Origin of the sequence: Streptomyces sp. NPDC047117 (genome assembly GCF_040643545.1) — a bacterium.
Classification (GTDB): domain Bacteria; phylum Actinomycetota; class Actinomycetes; order Streptomycetales; family Streptomycetaceae; genus Streptomyces.
On sequence record NZ_JBEYUN010000003.1, the window covers coordinates 519,559 to 544,157 of the forward strand.

Below are 24,599 nucleotides of genomic sequence, written 5' to 3' on the forward strand. Positions count from 1 at the left end.
CCCGGGCCAGGGGCCAGCTCGACGCGACCGGCGCCTACGTGGTGACTTCGTGAGTGACAGTGACGCGGGTGGTGAACCGCACGGCTTCCTTCGGGGCGGGCAGGGCGGCCTGTGCGGTGGGAGCATCGCGGTCGGTGGGGGCCGCGTACGGAAAGTCCACCGAGGCCATCGTCGGCACCGTGACCGGCTCCCTGCACCGGTCCGGCACACTGTTGCTCAGCCGCCTCGATGAGACCGACGCCTGCGCTACGCCGGCCGTACGCCAGCTCCCCGCCTGCGACCTGACCCCAGCTGTCTCCGGCCGGGCCCGCGCACCCGTGGGCGGACCGCACGTTCAGCGCGGGCCGGGATAGGGGCGACGCCCTCGACGTCACCCTCGTTGTCCCCGAGCTGGTCGCCGAGATCAGTTCCGATGTCGCGCTGGACGGGGCCTGCCGGCAGTGGAACCACTCTGGTTCCTCCGTGCCCGTGGCGATCTCGACCCGGTCGACGTGCCGTGGTTGGTAGCTGTGCCAGAACCGTCGGTCCGTAACGCTCTGTGAGATCGGGATGTCATTGGGGGAGTCGATGCAATCCTCGTGCAACTGCGACGGACCACCTTCCGCCGACGGTGAACACCGGCCCGACCTGGCTGGATGGCCACTACGGTCCAGCCTCATGACGATCACAACACGTACGGTCGAATACTCGGCCGATGCCCTCACGATGATCGGGCACCTCGCGCTCCCTGCCGGTGATGAGCGTCGGCCCGCAGTCCTGATCGGGCCTGAGGGGATGGGGCTCAGCGACGTCGAGCGGCACCGGGCCGATGCCCTGGCCGAGCTGGGATACGTGGCGCTGGCCTTTGACCTCCACGGCGGGCGCTATTTGGACAACCCCGAGGAGATGCTGGCCCGTTGCATGCCGCTGCTCGCAGACCCCGACCGGATGCGGGGCATTGGCCATGCGGCACTCGAGGTGCTGCGCGCCGAACCGCGGACCGACCTCGACCGGATCGCCGCCATCGGCTACGGCACCGGGGGCGCGATTGCGCTGGAACTCGGTCGCGATGGAGTCGACTTGCGCGCGATCGGTACCGTCAACGCACTGACCACGGGCCGACCGGGCGAGGCGGCACACATTCGCTGCCCCGTGTGGGCCGGAGTCGGATCGGAAGACCCGATCATGCCGCCCGCGCAACGGGAGGCGTTCACCGCCGAGATGCGGGACGCGGGCGTCGACTGGCGCCTCGTGGTCTACGGCGGGGCCCTGCACGCCTTCCACCACCCACCGGTCAACCACCGCACACCCCCGGGCGTCGGCTACCACCCACGACACGCACAGCGAGCCTGGCGCGACATCGTCGATCTGCTCGCCGAATGCCTGCCCGTAACAGAGTGATCAGGTCAGCTTCCGGCGCTCACTCCTGCTCCGGGGCAGCTCCGGCCACTCGCCACCGCTTCGCGAGGACGGCGAAGCCGTCCTGGCCTTTGCGGGGGGCACCGTTTTGAGGGGCAGGCCCGGGAAGGAGTGGGCTCAGTCGACGAGGGGGCCGCCGTAGGCGGCATTCGCCCAGAAGACGGTGACCTCGGGGTGGGTGAGGCGGAGACGGAAGAGCAGGTCACGGGCGCGGACGCAGTCGTGCGGGGAGGCTTTGGTGACCATCACTGCCAGGGGCATGCCGCGCATATCAACGGCGAGATGGCGCTTGCGCCCGTTACTCATCTTGCGGCCGTCGAAGCCGCGGGAGTCGCTGCCCACCGTCTCGGCTCCCGTGACGGCCCGGGAGTCCAGAATCACCGCGACGGTGCGGGGGTTGAGGCCGTCATGGACGCGGACTTGTTCGTGCAGTTCGGCGTGGATGCGGGCCAGGTCTCCGCTGGCCCGCCGGCGCTGAAAGAACCCATGGACAGTGCGCCAGGGGATGCCGAAGTCGACGGAACGGGTCTCCACTTCACACCGTTGTCGTTGACGTAGCGGGTCGCGTCGACCACGTTGCGTCTGGGGTGCTTCTCCGGACGTCCGCCCGTGGGCATCCGGCAGGCCGGCGCGGGCAGCAGGGGTTCGAGAACGGCCCATTCGGCATCCGTATCCGTGGTGTCGTTCGGGTTGCTCCGCTCACGCACGGCCGGAGACTCTGTATAGGTGCAGGTCATGGCCGTTCCATGCGGGTGAGGACCTCCAGGGTGACCCTGATCCCGCCGACCTGTTCCAGGACCAGGCGTGCCCACTCGTCCGTCGGGGCGCGTCTCGTGTGCGGGGCGACGATCCCGGCGATGAAGTTCGTCATCCGAGGCAACTCCGCCTCGAAGACCGCCCGTTCGTAAGCGATCCACACTTCGGGATCCTCCGACAGCTGGAAACCGTCCCGGTGGTTGTGCGTCACAGGCGGCAGCCCTTCCTGGACCGCATTCCTGCGCAGGAACGTGATCCCCGTCCAGACCTGCGCAGGGGACCGCTGAGTGGCCCTGGCCGGCTGCTTCCCGTGCAGTCCGGCAGGCCGTGCCTCTTGCGGGGCCTTGCGTACCGCCTCGGCATGTACATGAGCGGGCAGTCCCGCCCGCCGCTTCATGGCTACTGGTCCCGCAGCAGCTCGGCCAGGGCCTCATCCAGGCCGACCTTGCGAGTCGACCCCGCGGTCTCGATGACTCCGGGTGCCGGGGCGACCCCGCAGATATCTGGCCGTCGCAGGCCGAGGTCTGCCACCGTCGCGTAACGACACGTACGCCGCGCAGAGGCCACTGTCCTTGTCCGCTACGGCTGCGTTCGACGTGGTAGGCGGTCACCCCTCACCAGCACCGCTCCGCTGGGCACCGATGCAGGAACGCGGCGTCGGCGCGGTCCATCTGCACGCGAAGTTGCCTGTACGCGATGAGCGGTCGTCGCTACAACCGGAGACACGGGGGTGCCACCTGGAAGGAGCACTGCCATGCCGCAACGTCTCGTCGTGTGCTGCGACGGCACCTGGTTCGATCCGTCCATGGCGTCGGCCTCCAACGTGCGTCGCCTGCACAACGCGCTGCTGGCCACGGATGCCCACGGGCTACCCCAGCGCAGTCACTACGAACCCGGGGTGGGAACCGAGGGCGGCCTGCTGCGCCGACTGCTGGGCGGTGCGCTGGGAGCCGGCTTGTCGCAGGACATCCTCGACGCCTACCAGTGGCTGGCCACCAACTACCAGCCAGGGGACACCATCGCGCTGTTCGGTTTCAGCCGGGGCGCTTACACCGCCCGCAGTCTCGCCGGTCTGATCACCGCCTCCGGCCTGATCGACATCGGCGGGCTGGACGCCTCCACCACAGGCCGTTACGTGCGCCGTGCCTACGCCCACTACCGGGACCGCGACGACAGCCGGCGATGGCGCTCGGGGCTGCGCTTCCGCTTCGACCCTGACAACGCCACCGCCATGCCGGTGGACTTCATCGGCGTCTGGGACACGGTCGGTTCCCTGGGCATCCCCAACTACCTGGCCGGCATCAACCTGCTCGTCCCCGCGCGGCGCCTGGAATTCCGCCACAACGTGACCCTGAACCCGCACATCAAGCACGCTCGCCACGCCCTCGCCATGGACGAACGGCGCCGCCCGTTCACCCCCACGCTGTGGGAGAACACAGCGGCAGGTCAGGACATCGAGCAGCGCTGGTTCCCCGGCAGCCACATGGACGTCGGCGGCGGCCATCTGCGGACCGGCCTGAGCGACGGCCCCCTGCAGTGGATGATCGACGAGGCATCCACGGCGGCAGGGCTGCGCTTCTCTCCACACTCGCTGAGCCAGATCGCCCCGGACCCGGCCGACGTCCAGCACGACGACACTCGGGGTGTTTTCAGCGTGGTGCCCCTGCTGACCGAACCTTTGCTGGACACCTTGCTGCAGATCGTGTGGCAACAGCGGCCGCGCGCCGTACCTCCGATTGTCCCCGCCGACAGCGCAGAACGGGTAATGCCCGCTACCCAGACACTGGACCCCTCGGTGCGGCAGCGACAGGAACAGCAGCCGATCACCAGCGGCCCCTATCGGCACAGCCGAATCCTCCAGCCCGGCGAATCGGCTACCGTCGAGATCTTCGCCCGCGAACTGTGGAACGACACCGGTCTCTACCTCGAAGCCGGCAGCTACGCCTTCCATGCCACTGGGCAATGGCTGGACGGGGGGATATGGTCGGGCCCCGCCGGCACCACCGGATGGGACCGGCTCCGCCCCACCAACCTGCTGCGCCACGCCGGCACTCTCATCGGCCGGGGCGTCAGGCTCTACCGCAGTGTGACCCGCCAGCAAGAGGCCACCGCTCCGGGCGCACCACGTGAGGTGGACCTCCCGTGGATGTGCCTCGTCGGTTACGTTGCCAACGATGCTGTACGCATTCAGGGAGCCCCCGGCAATCGCGGCCACGAACGCATCCTCGTGGGTAGCAACGAAACCCACACCAACCAACCCGGCTATTTTTATGCGTACGCCAACGACGCCTGGGGCTTCTACGGCAACAACCGTGGCAGCATCCGATTGACCGTCACCCGGAAATCTTGACCCGGAAGCCGCTCGCGCGGAGTTCGCACTGCCCCCGTCTTGCCCCACTCGAGAGGGCTTTCGGCCACAGCGGACAACAATCGCAGGCTCAGACTCAGGCACTGTGCGCCCGGACCACCTGGCCCCAAAGACAGCGAAAGTACGCCAACCGCCAGCCGGTGCAGGATCACTCTCACAGGCGGTGGCCGACCGGAGCGTGGCGTACCGCGGCGCATGAGCGTACTCGTGCGCCGGCCGGACCGGACTCCGGCAGAGCACCGAGAGAGCGAAGGTTGGCATTCGGCAGTCTGCTGCGGCGCCCGCATCATGGGCAGGGAGCAATCATGAACCTGTCGCCATGTGCGCTGTGGACAACCTGCACGTCCTCGCCTGCCGCGTTGCGGCCTGCCGCCTCCGCAACCAGTCGCGGTTACAACTGCGGGTCACCCGCAGGCAGCCACTGGGGCTCAGGCTCGGTGCCTCGTACCGGAGCGGGCAAATCGCCCAGATCCCCATCGTCACGTGCCGGAACGACACTTACCCCCAGGCCAGTGCCTTGCTGCCCGTGAGCTCGGTGGGTATGCCTAGGCGACACCTGGGCGTGACCCGAACGGCAGAGGGTTTTGAACTGACATCGCGATGACCCATGGCCTGCTGGCGCCACGGCCCGCTCCTGCACAGCGGCGCAGGCGGGCCGTGGCGTCCTGCCGGACAGAACCACCTCCCTCGGGTGTGAGGGAGGCAGTCGCACGCGGCGTCGACAGATCTGCTGCACATGCAGCGATCGCGTCAGTCCTGGCGGCTGGTCACCTCGATGAGGTGAAACCCGAACTGAGTCTTCACCGGCCCCTGGACTGTGTTGAGGGGGGCAGAGAAGACGACGGTGTCGAACTCCGGAACCATCTGCCCCGGGCCGAACGAACCGAGGTCACCGCCCTGGCGACCGGAGGGGCAGGTGGAGTTCGCCTTGGCGGCCTCGGCGAAATCCGCTCCAGCTGCAAGCTGAGCCTTCAGCTCATTCGCCTTGTCTTCAGAGGCCACGAGAATGTGACGTGCAGAAGCCCTAGCCATCAGTTACATCCTTCCGAGTACACGTATGTCGACCCCAGCCGGTGGGCGAGGCCGTTGCCACCAATCTAAGCGTGATCACTCCCCGCCCGGGTAACGGGCGGGGTGAACACGGGCACGGTGCGCGAAAACACGGCCAGGGATTGCTGAACGGAGGGCGGGCGGACGCTCGTGACATCGCCGCCACATTCGGGAGCGTCACCCGGGTGCGCTTGGAGGAGTGCTCCGGTCTCCGTGAAGAGTGCCCGGCGGGTGGTGGGGCGGCCGGCGGCGACCACGTCCGGGCGGACTCGAGCACGTCCCACTTCCCGAACCGATGCGCACCCGGTCGCGCGCACTGGCCACCGAGACCGTGCGGAGGCCCGCATGACACCGCAGCCTCCCGCCGACCGGCGCATGGTGAACGCCCGCCGTGCCGCATCGCGGGGACGTGTCCCGGCGGCCTGTACCGCCGGCAAGCCGACCCACGGACGCACGGCGAGTCGGCGCGCCCACTGCGCGTGGGCGGCCGCCACACCCCGCACCGAGGAGCTGGTCTCATGGCGTTTCCCGCAAGCGGCTGTTCCGACGCCTGCGTGCGATCCCCAGGTTCAACGACCACGGCACCCGGCTGTTGCCCTACTACGACGAGCACCCCGACGAGATGCCGCTCGGACCGCGGCCTTCAGGCGACGGCGCGCCAAGGCATTGCGGCCGGCCAGCGGGGGCCGTGCTCGGGGTCGCCGGCGAAGATGTACTGCTGCTCCGGGGTGACGGTCATGCCGAAGTCGTACAAGGACGGGGCGCCGGGCTCTGTCATGGAGCCCTTGGGGCAGGCCGACCGGCAGCAGCGGTATCGCCCGTCGGCTGCGAGTGGCAGGCTTGAAGGGCCGGAACCGGAAGGCAGCCTCTGCCTTTTCCAAAGGCGGGTGAGTTGCCCGCCGGGCGGCCGCCACCCAGTGGGCGACGGCCGCGGGCGCGAGGCGTAAGGCGCCCCGCCGATGCCTCGCGCGGTGCGTCCCGCGCGGCACGGGGCGGACGTGCCCCGTCTCGAACAACCGCGAGGACGGTGGCTGGAGCTGTATCGGGCGGCGATGCGGCTCCAGCGTCCCTATGGGGCGGTCGGCTCGGGGACCGGGAGCCTTCGAAGTGCGGCGAGCCCGCCGGCGCTGTTACGGCGTGCGCGTCGCGTGGCACTTCCGAGAGTAGGACGCCCGCCGGGGGCGTGGCACCGGCATCGCCCCGGACGCCCTCTCTCCACTCGGGTCCCCGCCCTTTCCCGGAGCATGCCTGGCTCTCTCCTACTGTCTCTTCCCCGCTGCATGTCGCGCCGAGGTGAAGCCGCGCCCGGGGACGCCCCGGGGACGCGTTAGTGAGGGATTAGTCGATCATCAGCGGCGGCGAACAGGGTGGTGGGCAGGACGCGGAAGGCACCGCGTTTCGGGCGCACTCCAACCACCCAAGGGGTATTCATGTCGCGCAAGATTGTTGTTCGCCGGGCCCGCACCGTCGCGGCGGCTTCGCTGATCGCCGCTGCGGCGTTCTCGCTCACCGCCTGTGGCGGCGGTGACACCACAACCGGTGCCAAGGGCGGCCCGTCCCCGGTCGCCACGCCCGTCCACCCGGGCGGCACACCCACCGTCGATCCGAATCCGGGTGGTACGCCCACCATCGACTCGCGCGGTTCCTCCGGCGGCTCCACCGGCGACTCCGGCAAGGCGGTCGAGGCCAAGGCGGGCAGCGCCTCCGAGGGCTCCTCGTTGGCGCGCGGGTGCACCAGCGGCCACCTCAAGGCCGTGTGGTCGACCTTCGAGGGCGGGCCGGACATGGACTACGACGGGCAGCAGACTGCCCGGGTGGTGCTGACGAACACCGGCACGACCGGGTGCACCATGGCCGGCTTCCCCGGCGTCCAGCTCCAGACTGCTCACGGTGACACCTGGGACCTCAAGCGCAGCAACAAGGAGCCGGAATCCGTGCGGCTGGATGCCGGTGGGAAGGCCGTCTTCGACATCACCTTTCTGGCGTCGACCCGCGAGGATGACCGGAAGTTCGCACCGAACCAGGTAGTGATCACGCCGCCGAACGAGCGCGGGAACATCGTGCTGGACTGGCCGTACGGCGGTGCGCTGCTGGATCAGTCGGGCGCCACCCGCCCGGGGACCTTCGTCGGCCCGGTCGCCACGACGGAGTGACGCGCCGGTCTCCGCTGGTGCGCTGGTCAAGGAGGAGTCCACCTACAAGCGCCTGGTAGAGGTTGTCGGGATTCGCCCGCCGCTGGGGCCGCAGCCCTTGGGAGGCCCGGCAGGATGACACCGAGACCCCCGCCGGTCGCCTGTCCTGACTCCCGCTTTCCGCGCTGCCTGCCACAACGCCATGTGGAACGAGGTTCGTGGTGCATGCAGGCAACCGCGTCCCTCGTAGAGGCGAGTGCCGCTCCCACGGGCGGGTGGAGCAGCACCCGCGCTCACCGGCCGGTGGAACGTACTGGCCTTCCCCTCAGCCTGCTGCTGTGGCGATGACCTCGTCCAGGATCTCGCGTGTGTACAGCAGGTCCTTGATCGAGCGGTCGACCCGGGCACGCTCTGCCGTCAGCTGCTCGACCAGCCACGGCGTGGCCGTCTGCGCCGGGCCCCCGTCGTGGTCTCGCATGCAGGGCAGAAGACTTGCGATCTTCTCGCCGCACAGCCCGGCGGCCAACAGCTGCTGGATGAGGATCACGCGGTCCACAGCCGCCTCCGGGTACTCCCGGTGCCCTCCAGCCGTGCGCTCCGAGGCCAGCATGCACTTCTGCTCGTAGTAGCGCAGGGAGCGTACGCTCACGCCCGTACGCCGGGACAGTTCACCGATCTTCATGAATCCCCCAGTCCCTCACCTGATCAAGGGTTGAACCTGACACCGGTGTCAGATCCTATGGTTCCCGCATGACGAACACAGCCCCCTCTCCTCTCCTCACCCCCTACTCCTCGAAAAGTCTCTCCCTCCCCAACCGCCTCGTCATGGCCCCTATGACCCGCTTCCGCGCGCACGAGGACGGGACACCGCTCCCGGTGGTCGCGGAGTACTACGCGCAGCGCGCGGAAGCCGGCCTCCTGATCACCGAGGGCATTTGGCCACACCGCCGGGGCCAGAGTGGCTGGCGCATCCCGGGCCTGGAGACCGAGGCCCACGTAGTCGGCTGGCGTGCGGTGACCGAGGCCGTGCATGCGCGCGGCGGACGCATCTTCGCGCAGCTCATGCACGGCGGCCGCCAGGGACACCCGCGCTCGCGGCTGCTCGGCGACCTCCCGGCCGGCCCCTCCGCCGTTCCGGTCCCCGGCCCCGTCCACGTCAAGGACGGCAAGGCCGAGGCACCCCTGCCGCGCGAAATGACCGCGCAGGACATCCGCACCGCGATCGACGATCACGTCAGCGCCGCCCGCAACGCGCTACGGGCAGGCTTCGACGGCGTGGAGCTCCACGGCGCCAACAGCTACCTCATCCACCAGTTCCTCGCCGACAACACCAACCGCCGCGACGACGCGTACGGGCGCGACAAGACCCGGTTCGCCATCGAACTGGTCACCGCAGTCGCCGACGCCATCGGAGCACCTCGGCTCGGGCTTCGACTCTCCCCGGGCAACCCGCAGTTCGGGATGACCGAGCACGCCCCGGCCCCCGCCTACCGTGCGCTGATCGAGGCGCTTAACCCGCTCGGCCTGGCGTACCTCCACCTCACCGACAACGACCACTACCCGGCCCTGGCAGACCTGCGCCCCCGGTGGAACGGCACCCTCATCGCCAACGTCGGCGAAAACCACGCCCCCACCACTCAGCAACAGGGAGAACGCGTGCTCGCACAGGACCACGCAGACCTGATCTCCTACGGACGCGCCTTCCTCACCCACCCCGACCTGCCCGCACGCATCGCCGTCAACGATCCGCTCGCGACACCGATCGACATGGAGCACCTCTACACCCACGGTGCACAGGGCTACACCGACTACCCGACGCTCGGGCAACAGCACGCGAAGCAGTTTGCCGCCCGCGCGGCATAGGCATCCACCGCACCTGCAGGGCCCCACAGCTCCGATGTGTCCTCAAGTGCGCACGACAGCTCTGCGAGGCCGCCTCACATCACTTCAGGCTGACGAACACACTGCACAGCCACATGACCAGCCCACCCGTTCCACTCATGGGCGCATCCTTCCGCTGCAAAGGGAGTCCGCCACAAAGGGAGCCCTCCTCCAGTGTCGACATGAGGCCCCTTCAGCGGTTCGTGCGGCCCAGGGCGCAACTTTCGGCTGCGGCCCGATCCGTGTTGAGGTCCCACAGGCGCGCAGAATCATCGGCGCCAGTGGTCACGGTGCTGCTCCCGTCCGGGCTGAAGGTCACGAAGTACCGTCAGTCCCCCTGCACCCATGCCGGTGAGGCGTGCGCCTGCGGCGAGGGGTCGGCTTCGTGGGGAAGGGTGCGCATCAGCCGTATGCCCGGCGGGAGGCCGTCGGCCTCGCCGAGCTCGGCCTCCGCCCACAGCTCGGGGCCGGCGGTGGTGGCCACGTAGAACTTTCCGCCATCCTCCACCGCCGTTCGTTGGCTTGGCCGCCGCTTCCGTGCGGAGGCTCTGCGTCCTCGTCCGCGCCGCGGCATCTGGCCCTGCCAAGGAGTGGCGGCTGCCGTGCACTGGAGGGCAACGACGGCAGTGTTCTCTTCGGCGGCCTTGATGCGCACCGGCTGAATGACGCAGAGCCGGGAGAGAACCTGACAGGCCGAAGAGATCGAGAAGTGGTGTGAACGCTGCGGACCGACTCGCCGGGGCGTGGCGGGGCTGGTTGGCGCGGGGAGCCGACGGGCAACGTGGGCCCGGGCATTCTTGGCCTTCGCCGACGTGATGGTCCCCTCGGGGCCTGAGGTCGGCACCCGCAGAGCAGCCCAGCGCCGCGAAGCCACTGCCGAGAAGGACCGCCGACCGTGCCAGAACGCCGCGCCTTGGGGCGAGGGCGCAGGTGAGGGCGTCGTCACGGCGCTGGGTCAGCCCTTACGGCCTACTGCTCCGTAGGCGACGATCGGGTGCTGCCCCGCGTCGGCCGCGAGCGAGTGCTCCGGTCGCCAGGCGGAAGCCTGCACCAGGCCGGGATCGAGCAGCTGGTAGCCCTCGAGGAAGGACAGCAACTGGGCGCGGCGACGCAGGGTGATCTGTGCCGTGGCGCTCCGGTAGACGGCGGCAGCGTCCTCGATTCCCTCGGTGCGGAAGTCGGCGGTGGCGTGGCTGAGGATGAGATGACTGCCCCGGGGGAGGGCCTCGGTCAACGTGGCCACGATGCCGGCCGGGTCCTCCTCATCGCTGACGAAGTGAAGAACGGCGACCAGCATCACGGCGACCGGCTGGTCGAAGTCGATCAATTGGCGGATCACGGGGTGTTCGAGGATCGCCCTGGGCCGGCGCAAGTCGGCCAGGGCGAAGCCGGTGCGGTCGGCGTTCGTCAGTTTCGCCCCGGCGTAGGTGGCGACGATGGGGTCGTTGTCGACGTAGGCGACTCGCACGTCCTGTGCGATCTGTCGGGCGACTTCGTGAGTGTTGGGGGAGGTGGGGATGCCGGTCCCGATGTCGATGATCTGTCGGATGCCGTCGGACACCACCTGGCGTACTGCGCGGTGCATGAAGGCCCGGTTGCCACGGGCCTGGGCCTCCGCATCAGGCAGAAGTTCCATGACCCGGTCCGCTGCCTTGCGGTCGGACTCGTAGTTGTCCCGTCCGCCGAGGTAGTAGTCGTACATCCGGGCCGGATGCGGGGTGCTCGTGTCGATCTCCTCAGCGAGGAAGCCGTGGTCGTTCATTGTGCAGCCTTTCAAGAGGAGGTCGGCCAACCGGCGCCGAACGGCGCGAGGGCGCCCTGGGTCGGGAGCCCCCGTGCAGGGTGGCCGTCCCAGTGCACCACGCACCGGGAACGCGGCTGACAAGCACTCTAACGGCGTTGAGTCGCACGCAAGTTCAGCCCCCGCGCAGAAGAATCGCGGGGCAAGTACCGGCGGATGAGCACGAAGTCGGCACGTAGCGGCTGTGCCGATCCGGCACAACAGACGCGTGTACCTGTGCCGGCTTCTCGTAGGGGGCGGGTCGGTCTTCGCTGACGGCTCGGCTTCTCACTGCCCGCGGGCTTCCACCGCACCCACCAGTACAGGATGTCTCAACGCCACAGTCGCGCAGGCAGCGCACCATCGCCGTGGTCGGTGCGCCGGCCGAGAAGAAGGTATCCGTGGAGCGCGATCGGCTCTTCACCTCTCGGGGTGTGGAGTGGGCAGCATGCTCGTGGCCGTGGCCGTGGCCGTGGCCGTGGCCGCGGCGGTGCGGGCTGCCGCGGCACTGCGACGCCCGTACATGGCCGGTTTTAGAAAGCTTCGAGCCGCCCGGCTGAGCTGTGCTGCCTGCGCGGCACGCTTCCCTCAGCGGTCGGCGCCCGGGCCGTTCGTATCGCCGCCTGCTGCCTCGGCGCTGTCGGCGTGGCCGCCCGCGCCGAGGAGGCCGGTGGCTTCGAACGGCTCGGCGGCGGCCAGACGCGGCAGTTCGTGCCGGGACAGCGTGGTGACGACGGGGGGCATGGCGGCCCGTACCAGTTGGGTCGCCCGCAGCCAGGAAGGTACGTAGACGGACGGTCGCCGCCGTTCGATCGCGGCCACCAGCCGACCGGCGACATACGCGACGGGGTACACCTTGCGCGCGGGCTTTGGCATGTGAGCGCGCAGTTCGCGGAGGACCGCGTGCTCGTCGGCATCGCGGATCATGTCGGTGTCGGTCCAGTTGATGTAGGCGATGCCGACGCCCACGTGCTGGTGGGCGAGTTCCGCGCGCAGTGAGTGGGCGAAGGATTCCACGCCGGCCTTCGAGGCGCAGTAGGCACTCATCATGGGTGCCGCGCCGATGGACGCCAGCGAGGCGACCTGCAGGAAGTATCCGCGAGTGTGGAGCAGCGCCGGGAGGAAGGCACGGGCGGTGACGGCGCTGCCGATGAGGTTCACCTCGATCACCCGTCGCCAGGACGCGGGGTCGGACTCCACGAAGGGCCCGCCTTCCGCCAGGCCGGCGTTGGCCACGACCACGGAAGGGGGCCCGAACCACTCGCCGACCTCGGCGGCCACCCGGGCCATGGCGGCGTCATCGGTGACGTCGACCTCCCAGCACCGGGACTCGCCCGGCAGTGAGTCCCGGACCTCGGCCAGTGTCTGCTCCTCGCGGCCCAGCAGAGCCACTTTGGCGCCGCGGTCGGCCAGTTTCCTGGCCATTGCCGCGCCCAGGCCCCGGGCCGCTCCGGTCACGACAGCGGTCCTGCCGTGCAGCGCGCTCACCTCGGCTTCCATGGAACGACTCCTCTCCGGCCGCCGGGTACATAGGCTCGCCCGCACGCTTGTTGACGTGCGCTGCGCTGTTCACGGCCGCCGTTGCTCACGGTAGGCGCGGACGGCATTTTTGGACCTCGCGACGCGCGGCCCTTCGCGCGTCGGCCCGGGCGGTGCGGCCCACCGTGCGCACCTTGCAAGGGCCCGGCCCGCAACTTGAACAGGCCGGCGTGAAAAGGCCGGCGCTTGGGCGCAAGGGGGCTGGGGGAGTAACTGAATGGTGCAAGCGTGGCGCGAACAGCTCTGTAAGCACGAGGGCCACCACCGGTGGACGCTGAAGGACGTCAGCGCCGGCTGCGTCAGGATGCAGAACGTCGCCAGAAACCGCTTCATCGAACCGGAACAACCGGAACGCAGCAACGAAAGCCAGGGCACCTACAACGGCGCTACCGGCTGGTGGAAGACGGTCAAACTCGTTCGCCGGCTCTGCGCAGGGTGCGGGCCAGGAGTGGGCTGTCCGGCGGTACGGCGAGTTCTTTGCCGGTGGCGGCTATGGGAGGGGCGGCTGCGCGGCGGCGGGGTCGAGGGCGTGGGCGATGCCGGTGTCCAGGTCGGTGGCGCAGCCGGCGTCGAAGGCGCGCCGGTAGGCGTCCTCGCCGAGGGCTTCGCGGGTCCGGCGTTCGCAGACTTGGCGGGCGGCGTTCACCGCGGGTGAGCCCGGCTGTGGCCGACCGAGTGTCTCCCACAGCTGCATGGCCAGGCCGAGCAGCCACGCGGCGTCCCGGTGCCGGCCCGTGGCGCTGGCGGCGCGGGCCAGCGCTTCCAGGGCCAAGCCGGTGCCCACGCCGTCGCGCAGCCGGTGTTTGACCAGCAGCGCGGCCCGGGCGTGCTCGTGGGCCTCCGGGAACCGGCCCAGGGCCAGCTCGGCCTCGGCGCGGACGAAGTCGCCCCAGGCGCACATGCTGCGCTCGCCGCTGCGCTCGCCGGCGGCGCTCAGCTCGTCCAGCCAGGCGAAGGCTTCCTCGAAGCGTCCCACGGTGACGAGCGAGTGGGTGAGGAGGACCAAGGCCGACAGGGGAATCAAGGTGAGTGTTCTTTCGCGCCAGTCCGTGGCGAGCAGGGCCTCGGCCCGGGACATCGCCTGCTCCAGGTCGCCGCTCATTACCGACGCCCGCAGCGCGGTGGCGGCCGCGTAAATCCGCTCCGTGTCGCCGAAGTGTGCGGCCAGAGCGGTGCACTCGGCGGCCCGTTCCTTCAGGGCGGGGGGATCGCCCAGGTAGAGCAGCACCAGACCGCTGGCGTACAGGGCCTTCACCCGGGCCGGCGAGGGGGCGGTGTCGGCGGCCAGGGCTTGGTCCAGGTAGTGCCGGCCCTCCCTGACGAACCCGCATTCCTGCCAGAAGAACCACAGCGCCGAGGCCATCTCCAGCGCGATGTGGCCCTCGGATTGGCCCTCGGGTTCGGTCAGGCTGTACTCCAGCGCGGCGCGGAGGTTGTCGTGCTCGGCGGTCATCCGGTCGTACCAGGTGAACTGGTCGGGCCCGATCCAGGCGGCGTCGCCCCGGTGGGCCAGGGTCAGGTAGTGGTCCCGGTGGCGGCGGCGCAGCAGCTCGTCCTCGCCGATGCCGCGCAGCCAGTGGGCGCCGTACTCGCGGAGGGTGTCCAGCATCCGGTAGCGCTCGCCGCCCCCGGTGGGCTGCCAGATGAGGATCGACTTCTCCCGCAGTGTGCCCAGCACGGCCGGGATCTGCCGGGCCGGGAGGTGGGCATCGGCGCAGACCTGCAGGGCGGTTTCGGCGTCGAAGCTGCCGGCGAAGACCGACAGCCGGGCCCACAGCAGCCGTTCGGCTGGGGTGCACAGCTGGTGGCTCCAGCCGATCGCGGTGCGCAGGGCCTGGTGCCAGGGGGGTTCGGCGTCGGTGGCGACGTCGTCGGTGTCGCCCAGGACGGCGAAGCGGTCGTCCAGCCGGGCGGTCAGTTCCCGTACCGGCAGGTCGCGCAGGCGGGCCGCGGCCAGTTCGATCGCCAGGGGCAGTCCGTCCAGCCGGCGGCACAGCCGGACCAGCTCCGCGCGGTCGTCATCGGTCACCGTGAAACCGGGCACCGCCTCCCTGGCGCGCAGGGTCAGCAGCACCACCGCATCCGCCGTGCCCGCCCGCGCATCGTCGGCCTCGGGCACGGGCAGCGGCTCGATGGTGAGGACCTGTTCACCCACCACGTCCAGGGTGCGGCGGCTGGTGGCCAGGATCCGCAAGCCGGGCGCCGCCCTCAGCAGCACCTCGGCGGCGAGCGCGCAGGCATCGGTCAGGTGCTCGCAGGTGTCCAGCACCAGCAGCAGGTCCCGCTCGGCCAGGTACTCCGCCACCACATCGATCATCGGGCGGGTGGTCTGGTCGGCCAGCGGCAGGGCTTCGGCGATGACGTGCGCCAGCAGGGCGCCCTGGCGCAGCGGCGAGAGCTCCACCAGCCAGGCCCCGTCCCGGAAGCGGGACTGGAGTGCGGTGGCGGCGTTCAGCGCCACCCGGGTCTTCCCCACCCCGCCGACCCCGGTCAGCGTCACCAGCCGCGCGGGCCCCTCGCGCGAGGACCCCTCGAACAGTCGCTCGATCTCCGCCAGCTCCGCCCCGCGGTCGACCGTCCCCGTCCGCGGCTCCGTCAGATTCCCCACCCGCCGCTCCTCCTCCGCCACAACGACTGCCCTCCTCGGCCCGGTCCCACGCGACCACCGCGTGCCTCGGGAGGCAGCCTGCACCAGCTCGCCACGCTGCGTAACTGTTGCCGTCAAATGCCAGAAACGGCCGTATCGCGGATCGCAAAGGACCACGGCGGATCAGATGACGGTCTCTGCCGCACTGTGTGCCTCGCGTGGTAGGTATCGGTCATGCCGCCACTACCGAAGGAGCCGACGCTCGCCCAGCCCGTCGACACCTCGTCCTGGCAGCCGGGTGGGCGGCGGAGCGAAGTGGGACGGCTTCCCTGCGCGGCTCGCCCCACGCCTGGCCGAGCAGCACCCGGCCCACTTCGTGGTCTTCGCCCTCCTCTCACACGATCGGCCGGTCACCCAACCCTGCCCGGCAGCTGCGATGCGGCCAACCGCCGAGCACGGGTAAAACTTCCATGCCCAACACCGCCATCACACAGAACCGATGGCTGATCCGGGCGGGGCTTCTTGCGCAGCGATGCTTGCGTGCAAGGCTGGGCACGAGGCTTGTCCAGGCCCCGCGAACACTGGAGGACACTGTGGACTGGACGCAGTTCGCGCAGCAGATGGCGTCGATGGCGCGGGACCTGCTGGCGCAGGACTCGGTGTCCGCGACGCTGGAGCGGATCACGGAATCGGCCACCGAATTGGTCGACGGCTGCGACGCGGCCGGCATCCTCGTCCTGCACGCGAGAAATGTGGAAACCCTCGCCCCCACCCACCCTCTCGTCATCGACAGTGACCAACTGCAGCAGCAGCTCGGCGAAGGCCCCTGCTTCGACGCCGCCCACACGCAGAAGGAAAGCGTCTTCCGTATCGCCGACGTCACCACCGAACACCATCGCTGGCCCGCCTACGCCCCTCAGGCCCGTGCCCTGGGCGTGGGCAGCATGATGGGCTTCCTGCTGTTCACCGACGACGAGAACCTCGGCGCGCTGAACCTCTACTCCCGCAAACCCGGCGCGTTCACCTCGGACAGCGAGACCGCCGGGTGGCTGCTGGCCTCCCACGCGGCGATCGCCTTCTCCACCGCCCGTACCCACGCCCAGATGGAACAAGCCGTCGCCACCCGCCACACCATCGGCGAGGCCATGGGCATCCTCATGGCCAGCCACCACCTCAACCAGGACGAAGCCTTCGACGTGCTGCGCCGCTACTCGCAGGAGACCAACACCAAACTCCGCGAGGTAGCCCTCCGAGTCTGCCAACAAGGCGCCCTGTCCTGACCTCTCCAGGGGCTATTTGGCCGAAGCGGAGGGGTCTGAGCCGGGCCGGGCCTCAGGGGAACGCCGCCGAACCCAGCCTTGCGCACCAAGTTCCGTTTGCGGGACGTGAGTGAGGCGTTTCCGGAAGGTCAGTGGCTCTGGGAAAGGCGGTGTTCACACCGCGGGAACGACGCAGAAGGTCCCGCACAACGAGCAGGGGGATCCTGACATGCGTACTGCCCGGACTCGTACCGCCACTCTGGCCGCCGTCACCGCTGCGCTGGCGCTGGGCCTGACGGCCTGCGGCGGTTCCGACGACGGCTCGTAGGCGGCGGGCGGCGACAGCACCGCCGGCGCGGCGCAGAGCCGGTCCATCTCCCACGGGGAGAGCAAGGGTGGCGTGGAGCAGGCAACTGGCGGCACCAAGGAAGACGTGCGCTCGGAGGCCGCTTCGGGCGGGTCGGAGGAGGCCGCGAGCAAGGGCCAGGCCGCCGGGGCTCAGCAGTGCCGGGGTGATGAGTTGCTGCTGACCGCAGTGCACCGGTGCGCCGGGCAGCAGGGCGACCATCTGCTGGTCACCGCGTCGAATGAGGGTGCCAAGCCGTGTTGGGTGACTTCGTGCTGAACTGGAGCACGACGAAGCCGTACAACTTCTGACGCCCCACCTGCCTGACCCGACTGCCTTCCCTTTCGTCCGTCTGTGCCGCGGGAGGCCCGCTGGTCTGTCTCCGCCTGCACGCACGGTTTTGTCCCTTCCGCGGGTGCGGTGGCTAGTGGCTGCGGGCGTAAGCCATCCCCGCCTCCCACGGGACCGCGCGTCCTGCCTGATAGGCAGCCTCGTAGCTGCGGTCGCCGATGGCTGTGCGGGCCTGTGTCTCGCACCGTTCGCGTGCGGCGACCCAGTCGGGCAGCCCGAGCTGCGGCTGGCCCAGCGTGTCCCACAGCTGCTGGGCCATGCCGAGCAGGCGGGCGGCGCGCTCGCCGAGGCCTGCGGCGGCCGTGGCGGCGGCGATCACATCCAGGCACATGGCCACGCCCAAGCGGTCGTTCAGCCTCTGCTTGACCTCAAGGACGGCTTGGCCGCGGTGTTGTGCCGCGGTGTTGTGTCCGCGGGACAGCTCGGCCCGAGCGAGCAGATACTCGGCGTAGGCCCGCATCCATACCTCGCCGTACCGCTCGCAATCGTCGCGCAGATGCTCAAGAACGGCGACAGCCTCCTCGATCTCCTGCTCCAGGGTGTGCGCGTGGCCGAGGAACAAGGCGGACGCCAGGACAGGATAGGCCAGCCCGCCCTCGCATCGGTGACCGTCGAACAGGGGGAGCGCCAGGACCTTCGCACGCTGGGTGTCGCCACTGATCACCACGGCGAGGGCGACCATAGCCCGCGCCAAGTCCGCCGCCTGGGTGTCGCCCAGATGCTTGGCCATGTCGGCGCCTTCGGTGGCCCGGGCCTCGGCTGTCCGCCCATCTCCCAGGGTCGACAGGACCAGAGAGCAGACCCACAGCGCCCGGGCACGCGCCCGGCTCGGTTCGGTGTCCAGGGCCAGGGCTCGCTCCAGGTAGTGCAATCCCTCCCTGGCGAACCCGCAGCAGTGCCAGAAGAACCACAGTGCCCCGGCCAGCTCCATGGCGGCCTGCCCTCTTGGCCGGTCCAAAGAGAACTCCAGGGCGGCACGCACGTTGTCCAGCTCTGCCGCCAGCCGGCCGCACCAGGCGTACTGGTCCGGTCCCAGCCAGGCGCTGTCTCCCCGTTGGGCCAACGCCAGGTAGTAGTCCAGGTGGCGGCACCGCAGCAGGTCCTCCTCGCCCAGCGCGCGCAGCCAGTGGCTGCCGAATTCGCGGATGGTGTCCAGCATGCCGTAGCGCTCGCCGTCGCCCGTGGGCTGCCAGGTCAGGATCGACTTCTCGACCAGTCCGTCCAACAGCCCCAGCAGCTTGTCCACGGGCAGCCATTCGTCCGCGCACACCTGACGCGCCGTCTCGGCGTCGAAGCTTCCCGCGAACACCGAAAGCCGCGCCCACAGCAGCCGTTCCCCCGGTGCGCACAGCTGGTGGCTCCATCCGATCGCGGTACGCAACGCCTGATGCCACGGCGGGTCGGCGTCCGGCACCGCCTCGCGGTCGTTGCCCAGCACGCCGAACCGGTCCTCGAGCTTCTCCGCCAGCTCGGTCATGCTCAGCTCGCGCAGCCGGGCCGCGGCCAGCTCGATCGCCAGCGGCAGCCCTTCCAGGCGGCGGCACAACCGTACGAGCTCCGGCCGGTTGGTGTCGGTGACAGTGAAGCCCGGCATGGCCTCCGCGGCGCGCTCGGCCAGCAGCGCCACCGCATCCTCCTCGCCCCCCAGCAGGTCGCCCTCCTCGGGCACCGGCAGCGGGTCGAGCACGACCATCTCCTCGCCCACCAGATTCAGTGGACGCCGGCTCGTGGCCAGGATCCGCAGGCCCGGCGCGGCCCGCAGCAGCACCTCCGCCGCCAGCGCACAGGCGTCGGCGAGGTGCTCGCAGGTGTCCAGCACCAGCAGCGTCTCCCGCTCGGCCAGGTACTCGGCCACCACGTCGATCATCGGCCGGGTCGTCTGGTCGGCCAGCGGCAGCGTCTCGGCGATGACATGCGCCACCAGCGCACCGTGCCTCAGCGGCGACAGTTCAACGAACCAGGCCCCGTCCCGGAACTGCCCCTGCACAGCTTCTGCGACCGCCTGTGCCAGGCGGGTCTTTCCCACGCCGCCGACCCCGGTCAGCGTTACCAGCCGGGACGACCGGCGCACGAGGCCCGCCACATGTGTCAGTTCAGTCGCGCGTCCAATCAGACGCGTACGAGGTACCGGTAGGCTGCCCATCCTCCATAGCATCTTCCTCCGTCAGCCGAGCATGACCGGATGACGGCGAAGACGTGAAAGTTGGGCAACCCTGCCGCATTCTCTCCGCGGCGGGGCCACCGATTGCCAGAAGCGGATCGCTTAGAGGCGGCGGGAAGCCTCGTCGCGAGCCGGCGGCGAGCCCCCACCGATCCGCAAGCCCTCCGACGGATCGAGATCAGCTGGGAGGGAAGAGCTGGCCGGCCGAGCGGGCGAGGGCGCCGAGCGTGCGGCGGTGGTCCTCGCTCCACCGGCTCGACCGGTGGCGATGCACGGAGATGACCCCTATCAAGACGCCCGCCGGGCCCAGGATGGGCAGGGAGGCCACGGAGCCGACAGGTACATCGCAGAGCACGTCCAGCGACGCGGTGCCTAGGTAGAGGGGCGAGGAGGTCACCTCCTCGACGTAGATGGGGCACCGGTCCTGGGCGGCCACGCCGCAGGTGCTTTCGCGGTCGCTCACCGTCTCGAAGAAGCTGAGAAAGGGCCGGGCGAAGCCACGCTGCCTGACGATGCGCAGCGCCCCGGTCGCAGGGTCGTAGGCCTGGGCGTTGCCCAGCGGGGCGCCGGTAATCCGCTGAGCGAAGGCCAGCGCCTCGAGCAAGACAGCGTGGTGGGGAGAGTGCTCGGTGCGATGCTCGGCCGCACACGTCCGCAGGAGCTGCGCGGCCACGGGGTCCCGGCTGAGCCGGACGGTGCGCAACACCGTGCCGTTCGCCGCCCCCACCACGAATGCACGGGCCGCGCCCGTCATGCGGTGGTGCAGCTCAAGAAGCAGGTCCAGGCCGGCCAGCCCGCAGAACGTCACCCGGCTCAAATCCAGCACGACCTGCGCGGAGCAGTCCTGGGGGCCGGGCAGCCGGCGCAGCAGGGCCGGCACGGAAAGCCTGTCCAGTTCGCCCGCGATGCGGATGACGGTGCGTTGACCGGAGGTAGTCACACTGAAACGCGCATGGTGCGCGGGTACCGACCACGACATGTTTGACCTGCCCGAGATCGCTGGTGGCAAGACGCTGCATGGTCCGCACGTCGTGCGTCGTAGATACCCCACCGTAGCCGCGGGGCCGGTGCCGCCGGAGGAGTTGGACGGAACTGGCCGCCATGTGAAGACCGCTTGGCCCGTCCACCTCGGCCCGCGCCGCCCGCCGAGGACGACGCCGACGTCACGCTGGACGACGTCGGCCGCAGTGGGCCGGGCATTGCCGTGGAATGTCGGGCGGGCTGGTGCTCGCTGCCACGGCCCGTGTCAGCACGTCGACCGGGCGAGCCGGTCGCCGGCACCACCTGTCGGCGCTCGGGTTCGGGTCAGTGCAGGTGTAGACGGGTGAGGGCGGTGGTCCAGTCGGTGGCGATGGCCTCTTGGGCGGCGGCCAGGGTGACCTGGCGGGTGCAGACGGCTGGCTTTGTGAAGGCGGCCTTCGATGTCGTCTTTGGGGTTGTGGACGCCGCTGCCGGGGGAGGGGGCTCGACCCACACGTTGCGGGGGTCGTTGGGGTCGCCGCCGAGCTCCAGGCTGACCAGGTGGTCGTATTCGGCGCCGCCGCGGAGCCCGGTGTAGTGGTAGGAGCGGATGTTGGCGGCCATTCCGGGCCGGTGACGGACTGGGGTGGGCGGGTGGTGTGGGTGCAGCCGGGGTGGCAGATGGTCCGGGCGAGGTTGGCCCGGGCGGCGGCCGGGCTGGTGGCCCCGGGGTGCAACGGGCGTCGGGCAGCGGCTGACCATGCTGCGTGTGGCGGTAGTGGCAGGTGCCGGGCGCGGGCTGGGGCTGGATGGTGTAGTGCCGTTGCGGGCCGGGCCCGACCGGCAGCGTCCGCACGGCCGGCCTGGCCGGCGACGGGGACCTGACGGGCGGCGGACGCGGGCGCGCCGGGCATCATGGCCAGGGCGGCGGTGGCCAAGGCGGCTACAGCGGCGGACCGGAACATGGCGAGTTCCCCCCAGGAGACGGTGGCGTCTGGAAGGACCTTCCCGCCGTCCGGACTCGGTGGGAGCTGGCATATCAAGCCTTTGCCTGACTCACGCGACTTTTGACGGCGTGCTCGAATCCGTCCATCAGAGCCCGGGGGCCCGCACGGCTGTCGCCGGAGCCGGGGGAGCGGTACATGTATCTCATGGGCGGCAGGGTCCGGTGGCCGGTGATCGTGGACCGGGCGCGCGAGATCGTGGAGAGCTAGGCGGAGGGCAAGAAGGACGACCCCCGCTGGCCCGCCTCCGCCCGCACCCACGGCTTCGACGTAGACCAGCCCGTCCAGTGGGAAGTCGAAGCCTCGGACCCCAACGAACAACGAACTGCAGCGCTTGGCCCTCGATGCCATCGCCCCGCTCGTCGACCGCCAGGCGCTCGTTGCTGTCCTCACCGAGGAAGAGGGACAGCGTCGCCGGCCGACGGCTGTATTCCACCGCTGGGACGCCGTGCCGGCTCCCGGATGATCTGCTCGGACGTGCCGACCGGAGGCGGGTGGCCGTCGTGCCCTTAACCCCTCCGCGCACACGATGAATTGCTCCCTTGCGTGCCTGATCACTGGCGAGAGGACCGTCTCCTGGCGCGACCCGCCATTACGAAACACGAAGCGCATCACGAGATGAAACAACGGGGGAGAACGACCTCTTAGCCGCTGTCCGATGGTTCAGGTGGTCTGCAAGAGGATCGTTGGGTTCGTGCGATCGGGGCGATGGTCGGTACGGGAAGGAACTGCGAGCCACCAGGCTGTATTGGCGACCGGGGCGACAGAGCTCTGTCATCAGTTGGCCGGAGTAGGCGAGGGAGGCTGTGGGGGTACACCGGAAGAACTGAGGGCATAGGCGATGCAGGTGTCGAGGGCGGTGTGGTGGCCTGCATCGAACGCGGTCTCGTAGGCGTCGTTCCCGATGAGACGGCGAGCCTGCGCCTCGCATTTCTTTCGGGCGGCTACGAGTTCGGGCTGGCCCACCTGCGGGACGCCGAGGGTGTACCAGATCTGCTCGGCGCTGCCGAGGAGCCAGGCAGCCCGCTCGGCATGCCCGGAGGCGACGGCCACGGAGGCGAGCAGATCGACGACCAAGGCGATGCCGAGGCTGTCGTGCAGGCGGCGCTTGCCATCGAGGGCGGTGCGGGCATGGTCCGCGGCCTCGTCGGTGCGCCCCAGTCCGAGCGCGGCGAGGGCGCGCATGTAGTGGCCCCAGGCGTGGGCCCAGGTCTCGCCGTGCCGGGCGCACTCGGCACGCAGGTCGTCGGCGACGGCCGCGGCATCGGCGAACTGCCCGAGGTGGACGTGGGCGAAGGCCCGGATGGTTCGTGCCAGGAACCACCCTGCCTGATAGCGCCCGCTGGCAGGCAGGGGGCGAGGTGCCGCGTCCAGCACTTCGGCCGTCCGCGTCATCTGGCCGTTCATCGTGAAGTTGGCGCCTTCCAGATAGGCGGCAGCGGCCGGTGCCGACTCGTCGGTCTCCCCGGTCGCGGCCGTTCGGAAGGTGCCGGCGACGCGGCCGAGGGTCTCAGCGTCCCCCTGGACGATGGCGATGAGGCCGCTGGCCCACAGGGCTTTGGCATGGGCTGGTCCGGCGGCCGGGGCCAGGGCCAGGGCTCGGTCCAGATAATGACGGCCCTCCTTGCTGAAACCGCAGGCGAACCAGAGGAACCACAGCTCCCCGCTCAACTTCAGCGCGGCGTGTCCGTCCTCTTCGGCGAGGCACAAATCGAGCGCGGCGCGAAGGTTGGCGTGCTCGGTGACGGTCCGCTCGTGCCAAGCGGTCTGATCCGGTCCCATCCACGCGGTATCCGCCCGGTGGGCCAGAACCTGGTAGTAGTCCCGGTGCCGGCGGTAGAGCTCGTCCTCCTCGCCCAGGCCGCGGAGCCAGCCGGCACCGTATTCGCGCAGGGTGTCCAGCATCCGGTACCGCTCCCCGCCACCGGTGGGCTGCCAGATCAGGATCGACGTGTCGACCAGGTCCGCCAGCAGGCCGGGGATGTGCTCGGCAGCCAGACGCGCGTCTGTGCACACCTGCCGGGCCGCCTCGGCGTCGAAGGTCCCGGCGAAGACCGACAGGCGCGCCCACAGCAGCCGTTCGGCCGGGCTGCACAGCTGGTGGCTCCAGCCGATCGCGGTACGCAGGGCCTGGTGCCAGGGCGGCTCTGTCCCGGCTACCACCTCGTCGGTCTCCCCCAGAACGGTGAACCGGTCGTCCAGGCGATCGGTCAGCTCCCCAACCGACATCTCACCCAGGCGTGCTGCGGCCAGCTCGATGGCCAGCGGCAGCCCGTCCAGACGGCGGCTCAGCCGGACCAGCTCGGCCCGGCTTGCGTCGGAGACCGCGAAGCCGGGGACGCTCTGGGCGGCGCGTTCGGCCAGTAGCACCACCGCATCCGCCTGCGCGGACGCCGGATCGTCGGTCTCCGGGACCGGCAGTGGCTCGACCGTGAACACCTCCTCGTCAGCGGCGTCCAGGGGACGGCGGCTGGTGGCCAGGATGCGCAGACCCGGCGCGGCCCGCATCAGCTCCTGGACGGTCAGTGCACAGGCGTCGGTCAGGTGCTCGCAGGTGTCCAGAACCAGCAGCAGCTCCCGCTCGGCGAGATAGTCGGCCAGCACGTCGACCATCGGACGGGTGGTCTGGTCGGCCAGCGGCAGCGCCTCGGCGATGGTGTGCGCCAGCAGCGCGCCCTGGCCCAGCGGCGACAGTTCCACCAGCCACACGCCGTCCCGGAACGTGGGCTGCAGCTCGGCCGCGGCCTCCAGCGCCAGCCGGGTCTTGCCCACCCCGCCAACGCCCGTGAGGGTCACCAGCCGCGCCGCCCCCGCGAACAGCCGCCGTATCTCCGCCAGCTCCGTGCGGCGGCCCACCATCCCCGTCCTCGCCGCCGGCAAGTTGCCCACCCGGCGCTGCTCAATGGTCACGAACGTCCTTCCCCGTCCCGCATCGCCCGCGCAGGGACAGGGCCACAGTCTGCCGCCCCCTGCCACGCCGCATGCTGACCAGACGGAAGGTGTTCTAAATCGCTGGAAGTGGACCGT

At 70.1% G+C, this 24,599-nt stretch carries 20 protein-coding genes and 1 pseudogene; 6 read left to right on the forward strand and 15 right to left on the reverse strand.

Features of this window, described 5'->3' with window-relative positions; translation table 11 throughout:
* Positions 1-34: 34 nt before the first annotated feature.
* Positions 35-178 carry a hypothetical protein gene (locus ABZ840_RS08420; RefSeq protein WP_361555250.1) on the reverse strand — a complete coding sequence of 48 codons (144 nt, stop codon included), beginning with the start codon at positions 176-178 and terminating at the stop codon, positions 35-37.
* Between the two features lie 479 nt (positions 179-657).
* Here ABZ840_RS08420 and ABZ840_RS08425 point away from each other — a divergent pair, with 479 nt between their 5' ends.
* Positions 658-1,380: a dienelactone hydrolase family protein gene (locus tag ABZ840_RS08425; RefSeq protein ID WP_361555253.1), complete on the forward strand. Its 723-nt coding sequence runs from the start codon at positions 658-660 to the stop codon at positions 1,378-1,380.
* Between the two features lie 135 nt (positions 1,381-1,515).
* Here the strand turns inward: ABZ840_RS08425 and ABZ840_RS08430 are convergent, their stop codons facing one another.
* The 3 genes and pseudogenes from ABZ840_RS08430 to ABZ840_RS08440 all read right to left on the reverse strand — a co-directional run bounded on the left by ABZ840_RS08430 (position 1,516) and on the right by ABZ840_RS08440 (position 2,365).
* The gene (locus tag ABZ840_RS08430; RefSeq protein WP_361555256.1) at positions 1,516-1,932 is read right to left on the reverse strand and encodes a transposase; all 417 of its coding nucleotides are present in this window, start codon (positions 1,930-1,932) and stop codon (positions 1,516-1,518) included.
* Between the two features lie 38 nt (positions 1,933-1,970).
* Positions 1,971-2,135 (reverse strand): annotated as a pseudogene (locus tag ABZ840_RS08435) (hypothetical protein); the annotation flags it as partial.
* A complete protein-coding gene (locus ABZ840_RS08440; RefSeq protein WP_361555259.1) occupies positions 2,132-2,365 on the reverse strand; it encodes a hypothetical protein in 234 nt (77 codons plus the stop codon). The gene ABZ840_RS08440 and the pseudogene ABZ840_RS08435, both read right to left, overlap by 4 nt.
* Before the next feature lie 543 nt (positions 2,366-2,908).
* On the opposite strand from ABZ840_RS08440, the gene ABZ840_RS08445 reads away from it, so the two are divergent.
* On the forward strand, positions 2,909-4,504 hold the full coding sequence (locus tag ABZ840_RS08445) for a DUF2235 domain-containing protein (protein ID WP_361555262.1): 1,596 nt from the start codon (positions 2,909-2,911) through the stop codon (positions 4,502-4,504).
* A gap of 768 nt (positions 4,505-5,272) precedes the next feature.
* On the opposite strand, the gene ABZ840_RS08450 is transcribed toward ABZ840_RS08445, so the two are convergent.
* Positions 5,273-5,554 (reverse strand): peptidylprolyl isomerase, encoded by a 282-nt coding sequence (locus ABZ840_RS08450; RefSeq protein ID WP_361555265.1) that lies wholly within the window; start codon positions 5,552-5,554, stop codon positions 5,273-5,275.
* Positions 5,555-6,215: 661 nt separating this feature from the next.
* Positions 6,216-6,350 (reverse strand): hypothetical protein, encoded by a 135-nt coding sequence (locus ABZ840_RS08455; RefSeq protein ID WP_361555268.1) that lies wholly within the window; start codon positions 6,348-6,350, stop codon positions 6,216-6,218.
* Positions 6,351-7,002: 652 nt separating this feature from the next.
* On the opposite strand from ABZ840_RS08455, the gene ABZ840_RS08460 reads away from it, so the two are divergent.
* Positions 7,003-7,725, forward strand: a complete 723-nt coding sequence (locus tag ABZ840_RS08460) for a DUF4232 domain-containing protein (RefSeq protein ID WP_361555271.1) — start codon at positions 7,003-7,005, stop codon at positions 7,723-7,725.
* Between the two features lie 304 nt (positions 7,726-8,029).
* Here ABZ840_RS08460 and ABZ840_RS08465 read toward each other — a convergent pair whose 3' ends face one another.
* Positions 8,030-8,386, reverse strand: a complete 357-nt coding sequence (locus tag ABZ840_RS08465) for a MerR family transcriptional regulator (RefSeq protein ID WP_361555274.1) — start codon at positions 8,384-8,386, stop codon at positions 8,030-8,032.
* 68 nt (positions 8,387-8,454) lie between these two features.
* On the opposite strand from ABZ840_RS08465, the gene ABZ840_RS08470 reads away from it, so the two are divergent.
* Positions 8,455-9,567 carry an alkene reductase gene (locus ABZ840_RS08470; protein ID WP_361555277.1) on the forward strand — a complete coding sequence of 371 codons (1,113 nt, stop codon included), beginning with the start codon at positions 8,455-8,457 and terminating at the stop codon, positions 9,565-9,567.
* 346 nt (positions 9,568-9,913) lie between these two features.
* Here ABZ840_RS08470 and ABZ840_RS08475 read toward each other — a convergent pair whose 3' ends face one another.
* From ABZ840_RS08475 to ABZ840_RS08490, 4 genes are all read right to left on the reverse strand, one after another.
* Complete coding sequence (locus ABZ840_RS08475) at positions 9,914-10,093, reverse strand: hypothetical protein (protein ID WP_361555280.1); 180 nt, start codon at positions 10,091-10,093, stop codon at positions 9,914-9,916.
* 447 nt (positions 10,094-10,540) lie between these two features.
* Positions 10,541-11,347: an SAM-dependent methyltransferase gene (locus ABZ840_RS08480; protein ID WP_361555283.1), complete on the reverse strand. Its 807-nt coding sequence runs from the start codon at positions 11,345-11,347 to the stop codon at positions 10,541-10,543.
* Positions 11,348-11,953: 606 nt separating this feature from the next.
* Positions 11,954-12,865 carry an SDR family oxidoreductase gene (locus ABZ840_RS08485; RefSeq protein ID WP_361555286.1) on the reverse strand — a complete coding sequence of 304 codons (912 nt, stop codon included), beginning with the start codon at positions 12,863-12,865 and terminating at the stop codon, positions 11,954-11,956.
* Between the two features lie 529 nt (positions 12,866-13,394).
* The gene (locus tag ABZ840_RS08490; RefSeq protein ID WP_361555289.1) at positions 13,395-15,512 is read right to left on the reverse strand and encodes an AAA family ATPase; all 2,118 of its coding nucleotides are present in this window, start codon (positions 15,510-15,512) and stop codon (positions 13,395-13,397) included.
* Positions 15,513-16,084: 572 nt separating this feature from the next.
* Between ABZ840_RS08490 and ABZ840_RS08495 the strand changes: the two genes are divergently transcribed.
* Positions 16,085-16,771, forward strand: coding sequence for a GAF and ANTAR domain-containing protein (locus ABZ840_RS08495; RefSeq protein WP_361555292.1), 687 nt, complete (start codon positions 16,085-16,087; stop codon positions 16,769-16,771).
* A 379-nt stretch (positions 16,772-17,150) separates the two neighbouring features.
* On the forward strand, positions 17,151-17,375 hold the full coding sequence (locus ABZ840_RS08500; protein ID WP_361555295.1) for a hypothetical protein: 225 nt from the start codon (positions 17,151-17,153) through the stop codon (positions 17,373-17,375).
* A gap of 145 nt (positions 17,376-17,520) precedes the next feature.
* Here the strand turns inward: ABZ840_RS08500 and ABZ840_RS08505 are convergent, their stop codons facing one another.
* From ABZ840_RS08505 to ABZ840_RS08520, 4 genes are all read right to left on the reverse strand, one after another.
* Positions 17,521-19,602: an NB-ARC domain-containing protein gene (locus tag ABZ840_RS08505; protein WP_361555298.1), complete on the reverse strand. Its 2,082-nt coding sequence runs from the start codon at positions 19,600-19,602 to the stop codon at positions 17,521-17,523.
* Between the two features lie 184 nt (positions 19,603-19,786).
* Complete coding sequence (locus ABZ840_RS08510) at positions 19,787-20,548, reverse strand: GAF domain-containing protein (protein WP_361555301.1); 762 nt, start codon at positions 20,546-20,548, stop codon at positions 19,787-19,789.
* A gap of 365 nt (positions 20,549-20,913) precedes the next feature.
* Complete coding sequence (locus ABZ840_RS08515) at positions 20,914-21,192, reverse strand: hypothetical protein (protein WP_361555304.1); 279 nt, start codon at positions 21,190-21,192, stop codon at positions 20,914-20,916.
* Between the two features lie 1,157 nt (positions 21,193-22,349).
* Positions 22,350-24,482, reverse strand: coding sequence for an AAA family ATPase (locus ABZ840_RS08520; protein ID WP_361555307.1), 2,133 nt, complete (start codon positions 24,480-24,482; stop codon positions 22,350-22,352).
* Positions 24,483-24,599 lie beyond the last annotated feature (117 nt).